Source organism: Kitasatospora sp. NPDC004614 (genome assembly GCF_042873675.1).
Taxonomy (GTDB): Bacteria; Actinomycetota; Actinomycetes; order Streptomycetales; family Streptomycetaceae; genus Kitasatospora.
This window is the reverse complement of sequence record NZ_JBIALR010000021.1, coordinates 82,041-101,811: the sequence shown is the minus strand read 5'-3', so window position 1 is coordinate 101,811 and position 19,771 is coordinate 82,041. Positions and strand designations below refer to the sequence as shown.

22 protein-coding genes are annotated in these 19,771 nt (G+C 72.9%); 8 read left to right on the top strand and 14 right to left on the bottom strand.

Features of this window, described 5'->3' with window-relative positions:
* The first annotated feature begins 298 nt into the window (after positions 1-298).
* Together ACFYST_RS31210 and ACFYST_RS31205 are read left to right on the top strand one after the other, a co-directional pair.
* Positions 299-1,444, top strand: coding sequence for an adenosine deaminase (locus ACFYST_RS31210; protein WP_387644751.1), 1,146 nt, complete (start codon positions 299-301; stop codon positions 1,442-1,444).
* 189 nt (positions 1,445-1,633) lie between these two features.
* A complete protein-coding gene (locus ACFYST_RS31205) occupies positions 1,634-2,119 on the top strand; it encodes a hypothetical protein (RefSeq protein WP_387867189.1) in 486 nt (161 codons plus the stop codon).
* A 76-nt stretch (positions 2,120-2,195) separates the two neighbouring features.
* Here the strand turns inward: ACFYST_RS31205 and ACFYST_RS31200 are convergent, their stop codons facing one another.
* Entirely contained in the window at positions 2,196-2,378 is a 183-nt protein-coding gene (locus tag ACFYST_RS31200) for a PspC domain-containing protein (RefSeq protein WP_387644756.1), read from the bottom strand.
* A gap of 282 nt (positions 2,379-2,660) precedes the next feature.
* On the opposite strand from ACFYST_RS31200, the gene ACFYST_RS31195 reads away from it, so the two are divergent.
* Positions 2,661-3,449, top strand: a complete 789-nt coding sequence (locus tag ACFYST_RS31195; protein WP_387867186.1) for a hypothetical protein — start codon at positions 2,661-2,663, stop codon at positions 3,447-3,449.
* A 56-nt stretch (positions 3,450-3,505) separates the two neighbouring features.
* Here the strand turns inward: ACFYST_RS31195 and ACFYST_RS31190 are convergent, their stop codons facing one another.
* From ACFYST_RS31190 to ACFYST_RS31175, 4 genes are read right to left on the bottom strand one after another with little or no spacing between them, the layout of a single operon-like run.
* Positions 3,506-4,084, bottom strand: a complete 579-nt coding sequence (locus ACFYST_RS31190; RefSeq protein WP_387644760.1) for a VanZ family protein — start codon at positions 4,082-4,084, stop codon at positions 3,506-3,508.
* A gap of 49 nt (positions 4,085-4,133) precedes the next feature.
* Entirely contained in the window at positions 4,134-4,466 is a 333-nt protein-coding gene (locus ACFYST_RS31185; protein WP_387867184.1) for a hypothetical protein, read from the bottom strand.
* The gene (locus ACFYST_RS31180; RefSeq protein ID WP_387867182.1) at positions 4,463-5,986 is read right to left on the bottom strand and encodes an ATP-binding protein; all 1,524 of its coding nucleotides are present in this window, start codon (positions 5,984-5,986) and stop codon (positions 4,463-4,465) included. The genes ACFYST_RS31185 and ACFYST_RS31180 overlap by 4 nt, the downstream gene beginning before the upstream one ends.
* 28 nt (positions 5,987-6,014) lie before the next feature.
* Positions 6,015-6,692 carry a response regulator gene (locus ACFYST_RS31175; RefSeq protein ID WP_380487084.1) on the bottom strand — a complete coding sequence of 226 codons (678 nt, stop codon included), beginning with the start codon at positions 6,690-6,692 and terminating at the stop codon, positions 6,015-6,017.
* Between the two features lie 284 nt (positions 6,693-6,976).
* On the opposite strand from ACFYST_RS31175, the gene ACFYST_RS31170 reads away from it, so the two are divergent.
* Together ACFYST_RS31170 and ACFYST_RS31165 are read left to right on the top strand one after the other, a co-directional pair.
* Complete coding sequence (locus ACFYST_RS31170; RefSeq protein ID WP_387645009.1) at positions 6,977-7,783, top strand: SigE family RNA polymerase sigma factor; 807 nt, start codon at positions 6,977-6,979, stop codon at positions 7,781-7,783.
* Between the two features lie 184 nt (positions 7,784-7,967).
* Positions 7,968-8,441: a DUF6328 family protein gene (locus tag ACFYST_RS31165; RefSeq protein ID WP_387867180.1), complete on the top strand. Its 474-nt coding sequence runs from the start codon at positions 7,968-7,970 to the stop codon at positions 8,439-8,441.
* Positions 8,442-8,448: 7 nt separating this feature from the next.
* Here ACFYST_RS31165 and pth read toward each other — a convergent pair whose 3' ends face one another.
* The 5 genes from pth to deoC all read right to left on the bottom strand — a co-directional run bounded on the left by pth (position 8,449) and on the right by deoC (position 13,238).
* Positions 8,449-9,024: an aminoacyl-tRNA hydrolase gene (gene pth / locus ACFYST_RS31160; RefSeq protein WP_387644772.1), complete on the bottom strand. Its 576-nt coding sequence runs from the start codon at positions 9,022-9,024 to the stop codon at positions 8,449-8,451.
* A gap of 11 nt (positions 9,025-9,035) precedes the next feature.
* Positions 9,036-9,671: an ATP-binding protein gene (locus ACFYST_RS31155; RefSeq protein ID WP_387644774.1), complete on the bottom strand. Its 636-nt coding sequence runs from the start codon at positions 9,669-9,671 to the stop codon at positions 9,036-9,038.
* A 192-nt stretch (positions 9,672-9,863) separates the two neighbouring features.
* Complete coding sequence (locus ACFYST_RS31150) at positions 9,864-10,766, bottom strand: aldehyde dehydrogenase family protein (RefSeq protein WP_387867177.1); 903 nt, start codon at positions 10,764-10,766, stop codon at positions 9,864-9,866.
* Positions 10,759-12,249, bottom strand: coding sequence for an aldehyde dehydrogenase family protein (locus ACFYST_RS31145; RefSeq protein WP_387867174.1), 1,491 nt, complete (start codon positions 12,247-12,249; stop codon positions 10,759-10,761). Before ACFYST_RS31145 ends, ACFYST_RS31150 begins: the two co-directional genes overlap by 8 nt.
* 2 nt (positions 12,250-12,251) lie before the next feature.
* Positions 12,252-13,238 (bottom strand): deoxyribose-phosphate aldolase, encoded by a 987-nt coding sequence (gene deoC / locus ACFYST_RS31140; protein ID WP_387867212.1) that lies wholly within the window; start codon positions 13,236-13,238, stop codon positions 12,252-12,254.
* 255 nt (positions 13,239-13,493) lie between these two features.
* Between deoC and ACFYST_RS31135 the strand changes: the two genes are divergently transcribed.
* On the top strand, positions 13,494-14,099 hold the full coding sequence (locus tag ACFYST_RS31135; RefSeq protein ID WP_387867171.1) for a TetR family transcriptional regulator: 606 nt from the start codon (positions 13,494-13,496) through the stop codon (positions 14,097-14,099).
* 7 nt (positions 14,100-14,106) lie between these two features.
* Here the strand turns inward: ACFYST_RS31135 and metG are convergent, their stop codons facing one another.
* The 4 genes from metG to ACFYST_RS31115 all read right to left on the bottom strand — a co-directional run bounded on the left by metG (position 14,107) and on the right by ACFYST_RS31115 (position 18,107).
* Positions 14,107-15,816 (bottom strand): methionine--tRNA ligase, encoded by a 1,710-nt coding sequence (gene metG, locus ACFYST_RS31130; RefSeq protein ID WP_387867169.1) that lies wholly within the window; start codon positions 15,814-15,816, stop codon positions 14,107-14,109.
* 196 nt (positions 15,817-16,012) lie between these two features.
* Entirely contained in the window at positions 16,013-17,218 is a 1,206-nt protein-coding gene (locus ACFYST_RS31125; RefSeq protein WP_387867166.1) for a mannosyltransferase family protein, read from the bottom strand.
* Positions 17,219-17,241: 23 nt separating this feature from the next.
* Complete coding sequence (locus tag ACFYST_RS31120; protein WP_387867163.1) at positions 17,242-17,613, bottom strand: hypothetical protein; 372 nt, start codon at positions 17,611-17,613, stop codon at positions 17,242-17,244.
* Complete coding sequence (locus ACFYST_RS31115) at positions 17,610-18,107, bottom strand: SigE family RNA polymerase sigma factor (RefSeq protein ID WP_387644789.1); 498 nt, start codon at positions 18,105-18,107, stop codon at positions 17,610-17,612. The genes ACFYST_RS31120 and ACFYST_RS31115 overlap by 4 nt, the downstream gene beginning before the upstream one ends.
* A gap of 141 nt (positions 18,108-18,248) precedes the next feature.
* Here ACFYST_RS31115 and ACFYST_RS31110 point away from each other — a divergent pair, with 141 nt between their 5' ends.
* Together ACFYST_RS31110 and ACFYST_RS31105 are read left to right on the top strand one after the other, a co-directional pair.
* Positions 18,249-18,998, top strand: coding sequence for an ABC transporter ATP-binding protein (locus ACFYST_RS31110; RefSeq protein ID WP_387867160.1), 750 nt, complete (start codon positions 18,249-18,251; stop codon positions 18,996-18,998).
* Positions 18,995-19,738, top strand: a complete 744-nt coding sequence (locus tag ACFYST_RS31105) for an ABC transporter permease (RefSeq protein ID WP_387867157.1) — start codon at positions 18,995-18,997, stop codon at positions 19,736-19,738. Before ACFYST_RS31110 ends, ACFYST_RS31105 begins: the two co-directional genes overlap by 4 nt.
* Positions 19,739-19,771 lie beyond the last annotated feature (33 nt).

Here is a 19,771-nt window from a genome sequence, read left to right as displayed (position 1 = left end):
CCTCCGGCGGTGGCGCTCCGGGACTTCGTGGTGCCGTGTCGGGGAGCGTCCTCGCGGCGGGTCCGCTTCGCGGGGGAAGGGCCGGGCGTCGTCGAGCTCGAAGTCGCCGCCCTGTGCACCCGCCGAGCCATCGGCCTCGCCTGGCACGCGACCCGCCCACTCACGCCGTCGGGTTGTGGCGCTCCGGGGCGCCTCGTGCTGTTGCCGCCGGGCCGGGGTGTCCTGCGGCTTGGCGGAGGCCCCGAGTGCGGCGTGGGTCGCGTAGGCGATCTACGCGCGTAGGGGCTATGCTCCGGCAATGGAGAAGCAGACCACTCTCGCGGGCACCACGGTCCCGCGTGTTCCCACGGCGGAGCAGATCGTCCGGGCGCCGAAGGTGCTGTTGCACGACCACCTGGACGGCGGGTTGCGGCCGGAGACGGTTGTCGAGTTGGCGGCCGATTGCGGGTACGAAGGGCTGCCGACCACGGACCCGGAGGCGCTGGGGGTGTGGTTCCGGGAGGCGGCGGATTCGGGGTCGCTGGAGCGGTACCTGGAGACGTTCGCGCACACCTGTGCGGTGATGCAGACCCGGGAGGCGTTGATCCGGGTGGCCGCCGACTGTGCGGAGGACCTGGCGGCGGACGGCGTGGTGTACGCCGAGGTGCGGTACGCGCCGGAGCAGCACCTGGAGGCGGGGCTGACGCTGGACGAGGTGGTGGAGGCCGTCAACGAGGGCTTCCGGTTGGGCGAGGCGAATGCCCGGGCGCGCGGGCACCGGATCCGGGTCGGGACGCTGTTGACCGCGATGCGGCACGCGGCCCGTTCGCTGGAGATCGCCGAGCTGGCGAACCGTCACCGGGACCGTGGCGTGGTCGGGTTCGACATCGCGGGTGCGGAGGCCGGTCACCCGCCGACCCGGCACCAGGCCGCGTTCGACTACCTCAAGGGCGAGAACAACCACTTCACGATCCACGCCGGCGAGGCTTTCGGGCTGCCGTCGATCTGGGAGGCGGTGCAGTGCTGCGGCGCGGACCGGCTCGGTCACGGTGTGCGGATCGTCGACGACATCACGGTCGGCGAGGACGGCCGGGTGGAGCTCGGACGGCTGGCGGCGTACGTGCGTGACCGGCGGGTGCCGCTGGAGATGTGCCCGACGTCGAACCTGCAGACCGGTGCGGCGGAGTCGTACGCCGAGCACCCGATCGGGCTGCTGGCGCGGCTGAAGTTCCGGGTCACCGTCAACACCGACAACCGGCTGATGAGCGGCACCAGCATGAGCCGCGAGTTCGAGCACCTGGTGGACGCGTTCGGTTACACGCTGGGCGACCTGGAGTGGTTCACCGTCAACGCGATGAAGTCGGCGTTCCTGCCGTTCGACGAGCGGCTGGCGATGATCGGTGACGTGATCAAGCCGGGGTACGCGGAGCTGAAGGCCGAGTGGCTGTTCGGTCCGCGGGACTGACGAGCCGGCACGTGGTCAACGTCCATGGAGATGGTCGGACTTATCACTCGGGGGAGTGGTCGGCTTTGAACCGGGCGCGTCGCTCTCACTACGGTGAGCCGGTCACTGCTGACTCGGCGTGACGGTCGCGCCCTGAATCCCCCGGGTCCGCGACCCCGCACCGACCCGACCAGGACTGAGGACGCACACATGAAGCAGGCCACTCTGAAGGCCGCCGGCACCGCCGTGCTCGGCGTTGTCGCCGCCGCCGTTGCCGCGGGCACCGCCTCGGCCGCGCCGGTCGCCCCCGGCGGCCTCGGACTGCCGACCGGCGCGCTCACCAACCCGGCCGTGACCGGCGCCGCCACCGGGGCCGTGAGCAAGCTGCCCGGCGCCGACCAGCTCGGCACCGTCACCGGCGCGCTCAACCCGGCCGCCGGTACCCCGGTCCAGGCCGCCGACCAGGCGACCGAGCAGACCGGGCAGGTCGCCGAGCAGGTCGGCCCGGCCGGCGCCGACGGCCAGCAGGCCGCCGCGCCCGAGGCCGCCCACCGGATCGGCGGCCTGGACTCCGTCCCCGGCGGCCAGGGCCTGGCCAAGACCCCGGTCGGTGGCGTCATCGGCACGCTGACCAGCCTCTCCCCGACCGGTGGCGGCGCCCCCGGCCTGCCGGCCCTGCCCGGCGTGGGTGGCTGACACACCGCCGGATCCGGACACGGCCGAGGGGCCGCCCCGCGGGGCGGCCCCTTCGTCATGGGCGGTGGCGGGCGGGTCACGGCTCCTGGGGGAGCAGCAGCCACAGCGCCAGGTAGATCAGGAACTGCGGGCCCGGCAGCAGGCAGGACGCCAGGAAGATGACCCGGACCGTCCACGCGGTGAGCCCGAAGCGCTGGGCGATGCCGGCGCAGACGCCGCCGAGGATGCGGTGCTGACGGGGACGGGCGAGGACGCTCATCTTCTCCTCCGGGGGAGTGCTCCCGGGTCGGGCGGTCCGACCGGGCTGACTCCATCGTCCCGCCGCGACCTGCGGTTTTCCGTCCGCCGAGATGCGGATTCGGACCCGGAGACGCTCCCCGTCCGGGGTGATCCCGGCCTCGGGGTCGACTCCGGGACGGACCCCGAGATCAAGGCGGGCCGCGCCCCGTCCGAACCTCCGGAAACGGTGGTGCCGGGCCCTGGGCGGCTGGAAGACTCGCGGCACCGGGATCACCGGGGAACGAAGCGAGGGGCGAGAGCGATGCGGGCGAAACAGTGGCCGACCACGGCGGTCCTGGTCGGGCTGGTCGTGCTGGGGCTGGCCGGGGTGGTCTCGGTGGCGGCCTGCGAACCGGACCGCGCCGGCGGGGACGACGCGGCGTCCGTGGCGGGGGCGGGCGGCGGCCTGGAGGACCTGACGCCCGAGCAGGTCCTGGAGAAGGCCCGGCAGGCGGGCGCGGAGCTGACCTCGCTGCGCGGGACGATCCGGCAGCAGCGGAAGGCCGGGACGCTCGAGTACTCGCTCTCCGTCACCCGGGACGGCGACTGCACCGGGACGGTGTCCGAGGACGGCGTCGAGGCGGAGGTGCGGCGGCACGGCGGAACGGTGTGGGTGAAACCTTCCGCCTCCATGTTCCAGGCCGCGCTGCCGGACGCCGGGCCCGCACTGGCCGACAAGTGGCTGACCGGCACCGGCGAGCTCGGCAAGTCCTACGCCGGGTACTGCGACCTGGTGTTCCGGCTGGCGACCGGCGACGGACCGCTGAAGGCCGTCGGGGAGTGGACCAAGACCGGCGTCCGGCCGGTGAGCGGCACCCGGGCGGTGTTCCTCGGCTTCCGCTCCGGCGAGGGCGGCCCGCACGGCTCGTCCGGCATGGTGGCGATCGCCGCCGAGGGCCAGCCGTACCTGCTGTCGGCGAACGAGACCGGCGACAGCGCCACCGCGATCCGGTTCGACGCTTTTGGCAAGCCGGTGGAGGTCACCCCGCCGTCCGCCGACGAGACCGCCGACGCGAGCGGCCACCGGATTGTCCTCGACGGAAACCGCTGAGCGGACCGCAGGCGCCGCCGGGCAGTGACACCGGCGCGTCCGGGGGTACGGCGCGCTCAGCGGCGCGGTGCCACCGGGGAGCCGAGGACCGGGAGGGCCGGGGCGGGTCGCGGATGCGGCTGGGTCCGGCCCTTCGGGCTTTCCTGGCGCGGTGCCACGGCGCGGGGCGCGGTCGGGCGGCGCAGGGCGCGGGCGCGGATCGGGGGAATCAGGAGCAGGTGGGCGGCGGCCGCGCCGAGGGTGCCGAGCAGGATGTTGTCGACGTTGAGGACGTGGCCGGGGGCCCAGCCCGCCAGGATCTCCAGGCCGGTGGCGAGGAGCGCGACGGCGCCGGTGGTGCGGAGGAATGAGAGCAGCCAGCCGCGCCGGGGGGTGCCGACGGCGAGCGGGAGGAGGACACCGACGGGGGCCAGCGGGAGGGTGCCGGAGGCGAGGGCGCCGAGGAAGGTGTGGGCGGCGAGCGCCTGGTGCACGGTGGCGAACGGGGTGAGGTTGGACGGGCCGGTCCAGGGTGCGGTGATCGGGCGGACGGCCAGCCAGCCGAGTGCCAGCAGGTGGAGGGTCAGTAGCAGCCGGGCTGCCGTCCGCTGCCGGTACGGCGCCGTCGTGTGATCGGTTCGCGCATTGGTGTGCACATTCCGGGGGACGCGCGCCGTACCGGAGGTGGTTCCGCCGGACGAGTGATCAGGGGCAGTGGCTCGCTGACGGCGCGCCGAACACCCCGGGCGCCGACACCGCCGGTGACGCCGGGGCCGACGCCGTGGCCGACGGCGTCGGCACGGTCTTGGCGGGCGGCTTCCCGGACGCGCCGGGCGCGGTCGGCAGGGCGGCCGGAGGCGTGGCGGTCGGGCTCGCCGCCGGGGCGACCGGCATCAGCACCGGCGTGGGGCAGGCGGTGCGGCTGGCGGGCGCGCCGGCGTCGACCGGCACCGCGGTGGGGCGGATGCCGCAGCCGGTGAGCAGGGCCGTCGAGCCGGCCAGCAGGGCGACGGCGCGGATGCGGCGGCGGGTGGTCATCGGGCCTCTTCCGGGCCGGGGGCGGGCGGTTGGGTGAGCGGCAGGGTGAGGGTGAACACGGCACCGCCCTCCGGGTGGTTGGCGGCGGTGATGGTGCCGCCGTGGATGCGGGCGTTGGCCTCGGCGATGGACAGGCCCAGGCCGCTGCCCTCGGAGCGGGCCCGGCCCTTGTCGGCCTTGTAGAAGCGGTCGAACACGTGCGGCAGCACGTCCTCGGGGATACCGGGGCCGCCGTCGGAGACCGACACCACCACCGTGTGGGTGTCGTCGTCCTGCCGGACCTTCACCTTCACCGGGGAGCCGCCGTGCTTGAGCGCGTTGCCGATCAGGTTGGCGAACACCACGTCCAGACGGCGCGGGTCGACCACCGCCAGGATGCCGCGCGGGGCGTCCAGTTCGACCGCGTCGTACCAGGCCCGGCCGTCGATGCAGGACATGATCAGGTCGGCCATGTCGACCTCGTCGGCGACCAGCTTGGCGGTGCCCGCGTCGAACCGGGTCACCTCCATCAGGTTCTCCACCAGGTCGGACAGCCGCCGGGTCTCGGAGACCACGAGCCGCACCGCGGGCTCGATCATCGGGTCGAGCGAGTCGGCCTCGTCCTCCAGGATGTCGGTGACGGCGGTCATCGCGGTCAGCGGGGTGCGCAGCTCGTGCGACATGTCGGCGACGAACCGCCGGGACTGCGCCTCGCGCGCGCTCAGCTCCGCGACCTGCTCCGACAGCGACTCCGCGGTGCGGTTGAACGTCCGCGCCAGATCGGCGAGTTCGTCGTTGCCGTCGACGTCGAGCCGGGTGTCCAACTTGCCCTCGCCGAGCTGCCGGGCGGCGTCGCCGAGCCGGCGCACCGGCCGCAGCACCGTCGCCGAGGCGCCCTGCGCGAGCAGCGCGGAGCCGACCAGCGCCAGCAGCGTGGCGAACGCCAGCGACCAGCCCAGAGTGTTCAGGTCGGCGCGCTCGTTCTGCAGCGACTTGAACATGTAGGCGGTCGGCCCGCCCGGCGCCACCTTCGTCCCGCCGACCACGTACGGCCCGGCCAGGTTCACCCGCTGCCAGTACAGGTGGTACTCGTACGGGTTGCCCGGGCCGATCTCGCGCGGCTTGTTGACGGCGGTGACCAGCGCCGCCGGCACCTGCTTGACGGTGAAGGCGATCGGGTCGGACGAGGCGGTGCAGTCCGGCTGCGAGTCGTCGACCACCACCACGTCGTACGCCAGGCCGGAACTCGCCACCTGCACCGCCAGCGAGGCCAGGTCCTGGCAGGTCGGGTGCAGCGGCAGGTCGGAGACGTTGCGGGTCAGCGAGCCCCGGAAGTCGTTCAGCGAGGCGTTCTGGGCACGCCGGAGCACCGCGTCGCGGTTCAGCCAGTAGGCGATGCCGGACGCGGACACCGCGGTGATCAGCGCGACCGCGGCGAACACCGCGATCAGCCGGACCCGCAGCGAACTGAGCCGGAGCGAACCGAACCACCGCCAGGACAGCGGACGGGCACGGCGCGGCGCGGACTGATCGTCGGTCAAGAAGAGCTCACCAGGCAGAAGGAAGAGGTCACGCGGGCGGGTCCAGACGGTAGCCGACCCCGCGGACGGTACGGATCAGCGTCGGCGCGGACGGCACGTCCTCGACCTTCGCCCGCAGCCGCTGCACGCACGCGTCCACCAGACGGGAGTCGCCCAGGTAGTCGTGCTCCCACACCAGCCGCAGCAGCTGCTGCCGGGACAGCGCCTGCCCCGGGCGGCGGCTCAGCTCCAGCAGCAGCCGCAGCTCGGTCGGGGTCAGCTGGAGGTCCTGGCCGTCCTTGGTGACGGTCATCGCCGACCGGTCGATCACCAGGCCGCCGTACGCCGCCGAGTCGGAGCTCTCCCGCTCACCGCGCCGCAGTACGGCGCGGATCCGGGCGTCCAGCACCCGCGGCTGCACCGGCTTCACCACGTAGTCGTCGGCGCCGGACTCCAGCCCGACCACCACGTCGATGTCGTCGGAGCGCGCCGTCAACAGGATGATCGGCAGCTGGTCGGTACGGCGGATCCGCCGGCACACCTCGAAACCGTCGATGCCCGGCAGCATCACGTCGAGCACGATCAGATCCGGACGCTGCTCCTTGAACAGGCGCAGACCGTCCTCGCCGGACGCGGCGGTCGCGACCCGGTGACCCTGGCGGGTGAGGGCGAGTTCGAGGCCGGTGCGAATGGCGTCGTCGTCCTCGATCAGAAGCAGGAAAGACACGGAGGTCATTGTGTCCCACCCTGACCCGGGAAACACCCACCCGGGTGATCCTCACGCACCCGGGAACCGGACCGGCCCGCTCCGGCGTCAGCCATCTCGGAGCCGGCGAATGCCTTGAACCGGCCGCCCTTGTGACAGCCCTGTGACAGTCGACAGACACCTCCATGACGAGCGACCGGCAGGATTTTCCTTGTCGCCGCAACAAACGCACCAGGCCCGGCCCGGTGCGGCGGCGAGCAAGGAACCGCTCGTACCGACCATGGGGGTGCCCGATGACCGCAACGCTGACGACCCGAAACGCCGGGCCGCGTGCAGCCGTGCTGGGCACCAACCGGCCGCGTCACGAGGAGGAGAAGTCCGGCGCCGTCCTCGTACGGGGATGCGCACACAGCGCCGGAACCCGCCGCCCGGTTGTGGGGACCAGGAGCGGGGACACCACCCACGGCCGGGCAGGGAACCCGGCCGCGGGACGGACGCTGCGGCTCGCGCCGCAGACCTTCCGTGGGGAGCAGGCCGACCAGGGAGGCGCGCAGGGGGAGCACCCGGCCGCCGCGAAGGACGAGGCACGCGACGTCGCCGAGTTCACCGCGTACGTGCGCGAGCGCCGCGCCTCCCTGTACGCCACCGCCTACCACCTCACCGGCGACCGCTACGAGGCCGAGGACCTGCTGCAGTCCGCGCTGTTCTCGACCTACCGGGCCTGGGGCCGGATCACCGACAAGGCCGCGGTCGGCGGCTACCTCCGCCGCACCATGACCAACCTGCACATCTCCGCCTGGCGCCGCCGCAAGGTCAACGAGTACCCGACCGAGGAACTCCCCGAGCACGCCGGCGACACCGACGCCATGGGCGGCACCGAACTGCGCACCGTGCTCTGGCAGGCGCTCGCCAAGCTGCCCGAGAACCAGCGCACCATGCTGGTGCTGCGCTACTACGAGGGCCGGACCGACCCGGAGATCGCCGACATCCTCAACATCAGCGTCGGCACCGTGAAGAGCTCCATCTGGCGCGCGCTGCGCCGGATGCGCGACGACGAGCAGCTCAACCGCTCGGGCGACACCGTGCACGCCTTCGGCGAGCTGGTCGCCTGACCACAGAAACTCCCGTGGGGGACGGGGTGGTGGGGGAAGGTGCCGGACGACGGCGGACCGCTCGGGGGAGCGGGCCGTCGGGGGCCGTCCGGCACCACAGACGAAGGCGGGCCCCGGTGCGGGGGAGAACGCACCGGGGCCCGCCTCCGTCGTCTCCCGGACCGGCTGCCGCCACAATGAGCGGATGGACGACCCTGTCGCGGAGAACCCGCAGGCCCGCGCCGACCGGCGGCTGGTCGAGATGCTCCAGGAACTGCGGGTGCTGCAGACCGGTGTGCAGATCGTCTTCGCGTTCCTGCTCGGTGTCGCCTTCACCCCGCGGTTCGCCGAACTCGACGACGTCCGGCAGGACCTGTACGTCGTCGTGCTGCTGCTGTCGGTGGTCGCCGCCGCCGTGCTCGCCACGCCCGTCGCCCTGCACCGCGGCCTGGCCCACCATCCCGACCGGCGGCGGATCGTCAAGGTCTCCGCCCGGATCGCCCAGGTCGGCCTGGTCCTGCTGGCGATGGCACTCAGCGGCGCCGTCCTGCTGGTCCTCGCCGTGGTCCTCGGCTTCCCGGCGGCCGTCCCGATCACCGCGGTGATCGCGCTGGTCTTCGCCGGCCTCTGGTTCTTCCTGCCCTGGCTGGTCCGCCGCGGCGTGCCCGACGAGGTCTGAGGCCCGGTCAGCGCGCGTCGGTGGTGTGCAGCACGTCCTGGGCGCGGTTCAGGCCGCGCAGCACGAACGCCGCCACGGCGTCCGCGCAGCGGTCCAGCAGCTCCGGCATGCGTTCCCGCTCGGCGTCGGAGAACCGCTGCACCACCCACTCGTCGACCCGGGTGCCCTTCGGCGGCCGGCCCACGCCCACCCGTAGCCGCGCGTAGTCGGCGGTGCCCAGCGCCCGGTGCACCGAGCGGGCGCCGTTGTGGCCGCCCGGGCCGCCGCCGCGCTTCAGCCGGGCCGTGCCGAACGGGAAGTCCAGGTCGTCCTGCACCACCAACAGCCGCTCCACCGGCACCTGGTGGCGACGCAGCAGCGCCGCGACCGGACGCCCCGACAGGTTGATCGACCACTGCGGCTCGGCCAACAGCACGGTGCGCCCGTCGAGTTCGAACGAGGCGGTGCGGGTGGTCAGCCCGCGCCAGCGGGCACCGTGGCGCCCGGCCAGCCGGTCGGCCACCAGGAAGCCCGCGTTGTGCCGCGTCCCCGCGTACCGGCGGGTCGGATTGCCCAGCCCCGCCACCAGCCAGCGCTCGCCCATGCCCGCGCGCCTCAGACCAGCTCGGCGGGCAACTGCCGCGCCACCGCCGCGATCCGGCGGCCCGCCTCGACGCCCGAGCAGGCGTAGGAGCCCAGTTCGACCTGGCGGGCGACGATGCCGCGCTCGGAGCGCATCAGCCGCAGGCCGCGGCGCAGCAGGTAGGGGATCGACTTGCGGCCCTCCCGGACGTCCCGGCGGAAGCGCCGCCAGGCCGTGGTGGCGGGCTTGTTGCGCAGGCACAGGGCGTCGCCGAGCAGGCCTTCCGCCTCGCAGCGGCGCACCAGTTCGGCCGCGAATATGCCCTCGGCGACGAACGCCGCGGCGCCGTCCAGTTCGAGTACGCGGTGGCCGGAGCGGCCGTTCGCCGGGATCGAGTACGTCGGCACGTCGGCCTGCCCCTCGAACGCCAGCCTGCGGATCGCGTCCAGCGCCTGCTCGCGGTGCCAGGAGTCCGGCGAGTCCCAGTCCGGCCCACCGCCGTCCGGCAGTTGCGGCAGCGTCGGGTCGTCGCCGTCCTTGTAGAAGTCGTCGAGCTGCAGCACCGGCAGCCCGCTGCGCTCCGCCAGGCAGGACTTCCCCGACCCCGAAGGGCCCGACAGCAGGATGACGCGGGATATCGGGCGGCGGTTCAGCGGGGAGTCACTCACGAGATACCAGTCTGGGGCATCCGAGGGGCTGGTCGTAACCCGCCGTTCGGCCCCGATTCGGGTGGGAGGGCATGAGGACGGGCCCGCACCAGGGGGGGGAGAAGTGCGGGCCCGTCGCGGCCGCCCGGGCCCCCGGGGGGGTAGGGGCGCAGAGGGCGGCCGGTCTGTGTGGAGTTGGCCGGTCGGGCCGGGCTAGATGCCCATCGGGTGCCAGACCGTCTTCGTCTCCAGGAAGGAGAGCAGTCGCCCGGTGCCGGGGTTGACCGTCCAGTCCACGGCGGACGGGTCGGCGGCCGGTCGGACCACTCGCTTCAATGTATCGGCCGCCGACGCCTCCAGGGCGGCCGCCGCGCCGGGGCCGTCCTGGTCGATCGCGCCGGCCAGGTCGAGGGCGTTGACGTCCTGGTGGGAGGCCAGCGTCGGGGCGATGTCCGCGGTTCGGCCGGAGATCAGGTTGACCACGCCGCCCGGCACGTCGGAGGTGGCGAGCACCTCGCCCAGCGACAGCGCGGGCAGCGGGGCCTGCTCGGCGGCCGCCACCACCACGGTGTTGCCGGTGGCGATCGCCGGGGCGATCACCGACACCAGGCCGAGCAGCGAGAAGCCGTGACCGGTGCGCGGGGCGACCACGCCGACCACGCCGGTCGGCTCCGGGGTGGACAGGTTGAAGAACGGCCCGGCCACCGGGTTGGCGTTGCCCGCGATCTGCGCGACCTTGTCGGTCCAGCCCGCGTACCAGACCCAGCGGTCGATCGCCGCGTCCACCAGCGCCGCCGCCTTCTTGGTGCCCAGCCCCTCGGCGGCGGCCACCTCGGCGGTGAACTGCTCGCGGCGGCCCTGCAGCATCTCGGCGACCCGGTACAGCACCTGGCCGCGGTTGTACGCGGTGGTGCCCGACCAGCCCTTCACGGCCGCGCGGGCGGCCAGCACGGCGTCCCGGGTGTCCTTGCGGGTGCCCAGCGGGGCGTTGGCCAGCCACTGGTCCTTTGCGTCAGTCACTTCGTACACCCGGCCGCTCTCCGAGCGCGGGAACTTCCCGCCGACGTACAGCTTGTAGGTCTTGAAGACGTCAATTCGCGCTGTGGTCTCAGACATCGAGGTAGGCCTCCAGACCGTGCCGGCCACCCTCGCGGCCGTAACCGGACTCCTTGTACCCGCCGAACGGCGAGGTCGGGTCGAACTTGTTGAAGGTGTTCGCCCACACCACGCCCGCCCGGAGCCGGTTCGCCATCCACAGGATGCGCGAGCCCTTCTCCGTCCAGATGCCTGCGGACAGCCCGTACGGGGTGTTGTTGGCCTTCTCCACCGCCTCGGCGGGAGTGCGGAAGGTCAGCACCGACAGCACCGGGCCGAAGATCTCCTCGCGGGCGATCCGGTGGGCCTGCGAGACGCCGGTGAACAGGGTGGGGCGGAACCAGTAGCCCGCGCCCGGGAGTTCGCACTCCGGTGCCCAGCGCTCGGCGCCCTCCTGCTCGCCGGCGGCGGCCAGCTCGGTGATCCGGGCCAGCTGCGCGGCCGAGTTGATCGCGCCGATGTCGGTGTTCTTGTCCAGCGGGTCGCCGACCCGCAGGGTGCCCATCCGGCGCTTCAGCGCGTCCAGCAGCTCGTCCTGGATCGATTCCTGCACCAGCAGGCGGCTGCCCGCGCAGCACACGTGGCCCTGGTTGAAGAAGATGCCGTTGACGATGCCCTCGACGGCCTGGTCCAGCGGCGCGTCGTCGAACACGATGTTCGCGGCCTTGCCGCCGAGCTCCAGCGAGAGCTTCTTGCGGGTGCCGGCGATCTGCTTGGCGATCGCCCGGCCGACCGGGGTGGAGCCGGTGAAGGCGACCTTGTCGACGTCCGGGTGCGCGGTCAGCGCGGCGCCGGTGCGGCCGTCACCGGTGACGATGTTCACCACACCGTCCGGCAGGCCCGCCTGGCGGCAGATCTCGGCGAACCGCAGAGCGGTCAGCGGGGTGGTCTCGGCGGGCTTCAGCACCACGGTGTTGCCGGTGGCCAGAGCCGGGGCGACCTTCCACGCCAGCATCAGCAGCGGGAAGTTCCACGGGATCACCTGGCCGGCGACACCCAGCGGACGCGGGTTCTGGCCGAAGCCGGCGAAGTCCAGCTTGTCGGCCCAGCCCGCGTAGTAGAAGAAGTGCGCGGCGACCAGCGGGAGGTCGACGTCGCGGGTCTCGCGGATCGGCTTGCCGTTGTCGATCGACTCCAGGACGGCCAGCTCACGGCTGCGCTCCTGGATGATCCGGGCGATCCGGAACAGGTACTTGGCGCGCTCGCTGCCCGGCAGCGACGACCAGTCGGTGAACGCCTTGCGGGCGGCGGCCACCGCGCGGTCCACGTCCTCCTCGGTGCCCTGCGCGAACTCCGCCAGCACCTGCTCGGTCGCCGGGTTGACGGTCTTCAGCGCCTCCGAGCCGGAGGAGTCGACGAACCGGCCGCCGATGAAGTGGCCGTAGGACGTCGCGATCTCGCCCGCGGCGGCGGGGGATTCGGGCGCGGGTGCGTATTCGAACAGGCCGGAGGGCTTCGCGGGCTGTGCGGTCTTCTCCGCGGTCTTCTTGTCGGTCTTCGCCATGGTCAGTCCACCGTCACGTAGTCGGGACCGGAGTACCGGCCGGTGCGCAGCTTCTGGCGCTGCATCAGCAGGTCGTTCAGCAGGCTGGACGCGCCGAACCGGAACCAGTGCGGGCTCAGCCAGTCGTCGCCCAGCGTCTCGTTCACCATCACCAGGTACTTCATCGCGTCCTTGGTGGTGCGGATGCCGCCGGCCGGCTTCACACCGACCTGGGTGCCGGTGGCCGCGCGGAAGTCCCGCACCGCCTCCAGCATCAGCAGCGTCACCGGGGGAGTCGCGTTGACCGCGACCTTGCCGGTGGACGTCTTGATGAAGTCCGCACCCGCGATCATCGCCAGCCAGGACGCGCGGCGGACGTTGTCGTACGTCTGCAGCTCGCCGGTCTCGAAGATCACCTTCAGGTGGGCGGAGCTGCCGTCGGGACGCTTGCACGCCTCCTTGACGGCGCGGATCTCCTCGAAGACCTCCAGGTAACGGCCGGAGAGGAAGGCACCCCGGTCGATCACCATGTCGATCTCGTCGGCGCCCGCGGCGACCGCCTCCGCGGTGTCCGCCAGCTTCACCGGCATCCCCGCCCGGCCGGACGGGAACGCGGTGGCCACCGACGCCACCTGGATGCCGCTGCCGCGCAGCGCGGACTTCGCGGTTTCGACCATGTCCGGATACACGCAGATCGCCGCGACCTGCGGGGTGCTGCGATCGGTCGGGTCCGGGCTCAGGCCCTTCGCGCACAGCGAGCGGACCTTGCCGACCGTGTCCGCGCCCTCCAGCGTGGTCAGGTCGATCATCGAGATGGCGAGATCGATGGCGAAGGCCTTGGCGGTGGTCTTGATCGACCGGGTGCCGAGAGTCGCTGCGCGCGCCTCCAGGCCCACCTGGTCGACCCCGGGCAGGCCGTGCAGGAAACGGCGCAAGGTGGCCTCGGACGCCGCGACGTCCGCGAGGCCGCCGCCCGTGGCGCCGGGGGCGTTGGCTGCAAGAGTGGACATAGTCACCAGAGCAGCATATCTACGCGCGTAGGGCGTTGGTAGGTCGGGGAGGAAATCAGGGGCTCGGGGAACTGCGAGGGCGAGTCTGCGGATGGTCGGGGACAGCGGGGGGTCGTGTTGCTGGCGGTGAAAGACGGGAACCGGAAACGGCGGAACGCCTTGCGCCCTGTTGATCATCCGCAGACATGCCCTCGCCGTTCCCCGAGCCCCTGTCGGGGCTCCCGCCGTTCCCCGAGCCCCTGTCGGGGCCCCCTGGTGGTGCACCATTTGGGGGTGAGCGAAGCGAAGGCAAGGGGCCGACGGCCCGGGGGTGAGGACACTCGGGGGGTCGTGCTGGTGGCGGCGCGGGCCGAATTCGCGGCGCGGGGGTACCAGAAGGCGAGCATGCGGGCGATCGCGCGGGCGGCGGGGGTGGATGCGGCGTTGCTGCACCACTATTTCGGGAGCAAGGACCGGCTGTTCATGGCCGCGCTGGAGTTCCCGTTCGAACCGCAGGTGGTGGTCGCGGAGGTGTTCGGGGGGGACCCGGCGACGGTGGGGGAGCGGGTGGCGGGGTTCGTGCTGGGGTTGTGGGAGCAGCCTGCGGTGCGGGACCGGTTGCTCGCGCTGGTGCGGACGGCGGCGGCCAGTGAGGAGGTGGCGGCGCTGATGCGGTCCTTCATGGTGACCGAGCTGGTCGACCGGGTGGCGGCCCAGTTGGACGTCGAGCAGCCGGAGTTGCGGGTGGAGCTGGTGATGTCGCAGATCGTCGGGCTGGCGGTGGCCCGGTACGTGATCGGGGTGGAGCCGCTGGCCTCGGCACCCCCGGAGGTGCTGGCCCCGTTGCTGGGCCGCACCGTCCAGGGGTACCTGACGGGCTGAGGGGAGGTCAGGCCTCGCCGCCGCCGAAGCGCTCGGTCCAGGTGGCCAGGTCCTCGTCGGTGATCTTGGCGAACAGGACCGGCGGGACGGTGAAGCCGGTGCCGGCCGGGACCAGCGAGAGCGAGCGGGCCTCGTCGGCGCTGATCCAGGTGCGGGTGTCGCCGTCCAGCGCGAAGGACTCGCGGATCGTCTTGGCCGCCGTCGGGATGAACGGCTCGGAGACCACCGAGTAGAGGTGGATCAGGTTGATCGCGGTGCGCAGGGTGCGGGCCGCGGCCTCCGGGTCGGTCTTGATCTGCGTCCAGGGGGCCGTCACGTCGAGGTAGGCGTTGCCGGCCGACCAGAGCGCGCGCAGCGCCTGCGCGGCCTTGCGGAAGTTGAGCGCGTCGAGCTGGGTCTCGTACTCGGCGAGCAGGTCGGCGATCTGCGCGCCGAGGGCCGTCTCGGTCTCGCTGTTCTCCGCGCCGGCCGGGACCTCGTCGCCGAAGCGCTTGCGGCTGAAGGACAGCACGCGGTTGACGAAGTTGCCGAGGGTGTCGGCGAGGTCCTTGTTGACGGTGGCGGCGAACAGGTCCCAGGTGAAGCTGGAGTCGTCGGACTCCGGGGCGTTCGCCATCAGGTAGTAGCGCCAGTAGTCGGCGGGGAGCAGTTCGAGCGCGACGTCGGTGAAGATGCCGAGCTTCTGGCTGGTGGAGAACTTGCCGCCGTAGTAGGTCAGCCAGTTGAAGGCCTTGACGTAGTCGACCTTCTTCCACGGCTGGCGCGAGCCGAGGATGGTGGCGGGGAACATCACCGTGTGGAACGGGACATTGTCCTTGGCCATGAACTCGGTGTAGCGGACGGTGTCGTCGGCCTCGTACCACCAGGAGCGCCAGTCGCCGCCGGTCGCGTCGGCCCACTCCTTGGTGGCGCCGATGTACTCGATCGGGGCGTCGAACCAGACGTAGAAGACCTTGCCCTCGGCGGCCAGCTCCGGCCAGACGTCGGCGGGGACGGGGACGCCCCATTCGAGGTCACGGGTGATGGCGCGGTCCTGCAGGCCCTCGGTGAGCCACTTGCGGGCGATCGAGGAGGCGAGCACCGGCCAGCTGTCGCCGTGCTCGGCGATCCAGGCCTCGACCTCGTCGGTCAGCTTGGACTGGAGCAGGAACAGGTGCTTGGTCTCCCGGACCTCCAGCTCGGCGCTGCCGCTGATCGCCGAACGGGGGTTCAGCAGGTCGGTCGGGTCGAGGACGCGGGTGCAGTTCTCGCACTGGTCGCCGCGGGCCTTGTCGTAGCCGCAGTGCGGGCAGGTGCCGACGATGTAGCGGTCGGGCAGGAAGCGGCCGTCGGCGATCGAGTAGACCTGGCGGATCGCCCGCTCCTCGATGAAACCGTTGGCGTGCAGCTCGCGGGCGATCTCCTGGGTGATCTCCCGGTTCTGCGGCGAGGACGAGCGGCCGAACCAGTCGAAGGACAGCTGGAAGCCGTCGTAGATGGCCTTCTGCTGGTCGTGCGCCCGGGCGCAGAACTCGGCGACCGGCAGCCCGGCCTCCTGGGCGGCCAGTTCGGCCGGGGTGCCGTGCTCGTCGGTGGCGCAGATGTACAGCACCTCGTGGCCGCGCTGGCGCAGGTAGCGGGAGTACACGTCCGCCGGGAGCATCGACCCGACCATGTTGCCCAGGTGCTTGATCCCGTTGATGTAGGGAAGCGCGCTGGTGATCAACTGCCGAGTCATCCTGAGGAACTCCGATGCTCTCCGGCGGGCACGTGGCGGTGCCCGCGAGCGGGTGTCGAGGGCCGGTTCCGCGGCGCGTTCTCAGCAGCCGCCCGGCCGCCGCAATCGTACCGAACCGGCCCGCTGCTGCCGTACCGCTTATCGGCGGGCTGTCAAGCCCCGCGGCGGGATCCGTCTGACGGGGTGTCAGTGGCGGTCAGATGGCGTACGGCCAGGCGGTGACCATGTAGGCGCCGTACCAGCAGCCGAACAGCGCGGCGCCGCCCAGGACGGCCACCCGGGTGGAGCGGCGGGCCCGGGCGAGGGCGCCGGCGACGGGCAGCAGGAAGATCAGCGCGGGGGCCAGCAGGCGCGGCTTGCAGTGGTAGTAGTTGCTCTGCGCCAGCGTCAGCACCACCACCGTCGCGCCGTAGACCAGCAGCGGCGGCCAGGTGGTGCGGCGGACGGTCAGGGCGGTGGCCAGCAGGTGGGCGATCACCAGGACGGCTATCGAGACCGGGACCCAGCCCTCGCCGGTCTGCAGGGTGCGGACCAGGAACTCCCACAGCGAGGAACCCCAGTCCCACTGGGTGTTCCAGCCGGCCCGCTGGACGGTGAACCAGGCGTCGGCGCTGCCCAGCCGGTCGGCGACCCACCACAGGTACAGCGGGGTACTGGTGCAGGCCAGCGCGGTGGCGGCCAGCGGGCGGCCGAGCACCCGGCGCTCGCGGTACATCTCCAGCAGGACGGCGACGCCGAGCGCGGCGATCACGGCGATACCGGCCGGGCGGGTCAGCCCGGCGAGGAAGGCGAACGCGCCGGCGGTGAGCCAGGCCCGGCGGTGCGCGGCGAGCAGCGTGGCGGCGGCGGTGGCCAGCAGCAGCGACTCGCTGTACGACATGAAGAACACCAGGGACATCGGCTGCGCCGCCGCCAGCAGCACCAGCACGACGGTGGCGGTGCGCCGGGTGTACAGCCGGCTGATCAGCTGGTGGATCAGCACCAGGGCGGCGAGCAGCGCCAGCTGGGCGGCGACGATGCCGGAGACGGCCCAGCTCAGGCCGGTCACCGCGTGCACGATGCGGACCAGCATCGGGAACAGCGGGAAGAACGCCAGGTTGTTGCCGGTCAGCTCGCCCTTGGGGGTGTACGTGTAGCTGTCCGGGTAGCCGTCGGTGGCTATCTCCAGGAAGTGCCGCCCGTCCCAGGAGGTCAGCCGGTCGGTCAGCGTGGTGCCGGGCCGGGTGATCATCAGGGCCAGCAGCGTCAGGTGCAGCGTCAGCGCGCCGGCGTACACCGCGACGGCCGGGCCGGCGGTGTGCCACAGCCGGGCCAGCGGGTCCGGGCGGGGCGGGTCGTCCGCCCGGCGCGGGCCCGGCACGGCGGGTATCGGCGGGTGGTCGGTCAGCGGGGTGCTGGGCATCGGGGGTCCTGGTCGGTCGGGGTTCACGGCTGGGCCGGGGTGTTGCTCGGCACGGGCGGCGGGGGCGGCGTGGTCAGGGAGGCGGTCGGCCCCTGCGGGCCGGACGGGCCAAGTGTGGCGGAGGCGCTCGGGCCGGGGACGGCGGACGGGGTCGGCGTGGTGAGCGACGGGGCGTCGGCCGGGCCGACCGTGCGGGACGGGCGGCCGGGGGTGAGCGTGACGCCCACGGCGATCGCCAGGCAGGCGGTGACGGTGACGGTCGCGCCGACCCGGACCCGGCGGCGCCGGCGGCCGAGCGCGGCGATCCGCGGTGCGGGCGGGGCGGCGGTGCGGGCGGAGGCGGCGTCGGCGGCCGTCCGCAGCGCGCCGGCCAGGCGCGCGTCGATGGACGTCATCGGAGGTTCTCCTCGGCCTCGGAGGGGGTGTCGAGGTGCTGGGCGAGGGCGGCCCGGGCCCGGGACAGGTGGGCCTTGACGGTGCCCGGGGCCATGCCGGTCTCGGCGGCGATCTGGTCCAGCGGCAGGTCGCAGACGTAGTAGAGGGCGGCGCACAGGCGCTGGCGTTCGGACAGGCGGCGCAGCGCGGCGGTCAGATCGACGGAGGCCGGGTCCGGGCCGTCCACGTCGGCGGGTCGGCCGTGCCGCCGCCAGGCCCGGGCGGCGGTGCGGGTCCGCCGCCAGCGGCTGATCGCCAGGCGGCCCGCGACGGTGCGCACCCAGGCTTCGGGGGCGTGGTCGCGGTCAAGCGTACGGCGGTGGCCCCAGGCGCGGACGAAGGCCTCCTGGACCACGTCCTGCGCCTCGTGCAGGTCGCCGGTGACGACGTACAGCTGGCCGGTGAGCCGGCGGACCGAGTGGCTGTAGAACTCGGTGAACTCCTCCTCGGTCATCGGTCGGCTCCTCGGCAGATTTCGGTTGCTTACCTGTCGCTACGAACGGCGGGACGCTCCGGTTGACGTGGGTGACGCAGCTCACTGCGGCGGGTGTCCGCGGCCTTGACGGGTCCGGCGCGGCGGCGCAGAATTCATCGCATGATGAATTCTGCGGCGGGGCCGGCCGACGACCCCGCGATCCGGATCACCGGACTCGTCGTCCGGCGCGGCGGCACCACCGTGCTGCCCGGCCTCGACCTCGACGTCCCCCGCGGCACCGTCACCGGCCTGCTCGGACCCAGCGGCTGCGGCAAGACCACCCTGCTGCGCGCCGTCGTCGGCGTACAGCGCACCGACGCCGGCACCGTCACCGTGCTCGGCCGCCCCGCCGGCAGCGCCGCCCTGCGCGACCGGGTCGGCTACGTCACCCAGGCCCCGTCCGTCTACGGCGACCTGACCGTCGGCGAGAACCTCGACTACTTCGCCGCCATTCTGGGCGCCCCGCGCACCGACCCCGACCGGGTCATCGAACTGGTCGGCCTGGACGCCCACCGCCGCACCCCCGTCGCCCGGCTCTCCGGCGGCCAGCGCGCCCGCGTCTCGCTCGCCGCCGCACTGCTCGGCCACCCCGAACTGCTCGTCCTGGACGAACCCACCGTCGGCCTCGACCCCGTCCTGCGCCACGACCTCTGGCAACTGTTCGCCACCCTCGCCCGAGGCGGCGCCACCCTGCTGGTCTCCAGCCACGTGATGGACGAAGCCACCCGCTGCGACCGCCTGCTGCTGATGCGCGACGGCCGACTGCTCGCCCACGACACCCCCGCCGCGCTGCTCGCCGCCACCGGCGCGCCCGACGTGGAGAGCGCCTTCCTCACCCTCGTGCAGCAGCCGCAGGAGACCGTCCGATGAGCGCCGCCACCCGCCGCACCCTGGCCACCGCCCGCCGCGTCCTCGCCCAACTGCGCCACGACCCGCGCACCATCGCCATGCTGCTGGCCGTCCCCTGCCTGCTGCTGGTGCTGCTCAAGTACATGTACGACCGGCAGCCCGGCACCTTCGACCGGATCGGGCCCGAACTGCTCGGCGTCTTCCCGCTGATGGTGATGTTCCTGGTCACCTCGGTGGCCATGCTCCGCGAACGCACCACCGGCACCCTGGAACGCCTGCTCACCATGCCGCTCGGCAAGCTCGACCTGCTGCTCGGCTACGCCCTCGCCTTCGGCCTGGTCGCCCTGGTGCAGGCCGCCGTCGCCTCCGCCCTCACCATCGGCCTGCTCGGCCTGCACGTGGCCGGCCCGACCTGGCTGCTGTTCGCCGTCGCCCTCGCCGACGGACTGCTCGGCATGGCCCTCGGCCTGCTGGTCTCCGCGTTCGCCGCCACCGAGTTCCAGGCCGTCCAGTTCCTGCCCGCCGTCCTGCTGCCCCAACTGCTGCTCTGCGGACTGTTCGTCCCCCGCGACAACATGGCCCCCGCGCTGCGGGCGATCTCCGACGTCCTCCCGCTCTCCTACGCGGTCGACGCGATGGGCCGGATCACCACCCGCGGTGGCCTCGACGGCCCCGTGCTCGCCGACCTCGCGGTCGTGGCCGGCAGCGCACTGCTCGCACTCGCCCTCGGCGCGGCCACCCTGCGCCGCCGCACCGCCTGAACACCCCAGGTCTGAACGCCCCAGGTCACGGGA

Excerpts from the sequence above, each read along its gene's own strand:
- ACFYST_RS31210 (WP_387644751.1), top strand. The coding sequence starts at position 299 with ATGGAGAAGCAGACCACTCTCGCGGGCACCACGGTCCCGCGTGTTCCC.
- ACFYST_RS31205 (WP_387867189.1), top strand. The coding sequence starts at position 1,634 with ATGAAGCAGGCCACTCTGAAGGCCGCCGGCACCGCCGTGCTCGGCGTT.
- ACFYST_RS31200 (WP_387644756.1), bottom strand. The coding sequence starts at position 2,378 with ATGAGCGTCCTCGCCCGTCCCCGTCAGCACCGCATCCTCGGCGGCGTC.
- ACFYST_RS31195 (WP_387867186.1), top strand. The coding sequence starts at position 2,661 with ATGCGGGCGAAACAGTGGCCGACCACGGCGGTCCTGGTCGGGCTGGTC.
- ACFYST_RS31185 (WP_387867184.1), bottom strand. The coding sequence starts at position 4,466 with ATGACCACCCGCCGCCGCATCCGCGCCGTCGCCCTGCTGGCCGGCTCG.
- ACFYST_RS31165 (WP_387867180.1), top strand. The coding sequence starts at position 7,968 with ATGGACGACCCTGTCGCGGAGAACCCGCAGGCCCGCGCCGACCGGCGG.
- pth (WP_387644772.1), bottom strand. The coding sequence starts at position 9,024 with ATGGGCGAGCGCTGGCTGGTGGCGGGGCTGGGCAATCCGACCCGCCGG.
- ACFYST_RS31150 (WP_387867177.1), bottom strand. The coding sequence starts at position 10,766 with ATGTCTGAGACCACAGCGCGAATTGACGTCTTCAAGACCTACAAGCTG.
- ACFYST_RS31145 (WP_387867174.1), bottom strand. The coding sequence starts at position 12,249 with ATGGCGAAGACCGACAAGAAGACCGCGGAGAAGACCGCACAGCCCGCG.
- deoC (WP_387867212.1), bottom strand. The coding sequence starts at position 13,238 with ATGTCCACTCTTGCAGCCAACGCCCCCGGCGCCACGGGCGGCGGCCTC.
- metG (WP_387867169.1), bottom strand. The coding sequence starts at position 15,816 with ATGACTCGGCAGTTGATCACCAGCGCGCTTCCCTACATCAACGGGATC.
- ACFYST_RS31125 (WP_387867166.1), bottom strand. The coding sequence starts at position 17,218 with ATGCCCAGCACCCCGCTGACCGACCACCCGCCGATACCCGCCGTGCCG.
- ACFYST_RS31120 (WP_387867163.1), bottom strand. The coding sequence starts at position 17,613 with ATGACGTCCATCGACGCGCGCCTGGCCGGCGCGCTGCGGACGGCCGCC.
- ACFYST_RS31115 (WP_387644789.1), bottom strand. The coding sequence starts at position 18,107 with ATGACCGAGGAGGAGTTCACCGAGTTCTACAGCCACTCGGTCCGCCGG.
- ACFYST_RS31110 (WP_387867160.1), top strand. The coding sequence starts at position 18,249 with ATGATGAATTCTGCGGCGGGGCCGGCCGACGACCCCGCGATCCGGATC.
- ACFYST_RS31105 (WP_387867157.1), top strand. The coding sequence starts at position 18,995 with ATGAGCGCCGCCACCCGCCGCACCCTGGCCACCGCCCGCCGCGTCCTC.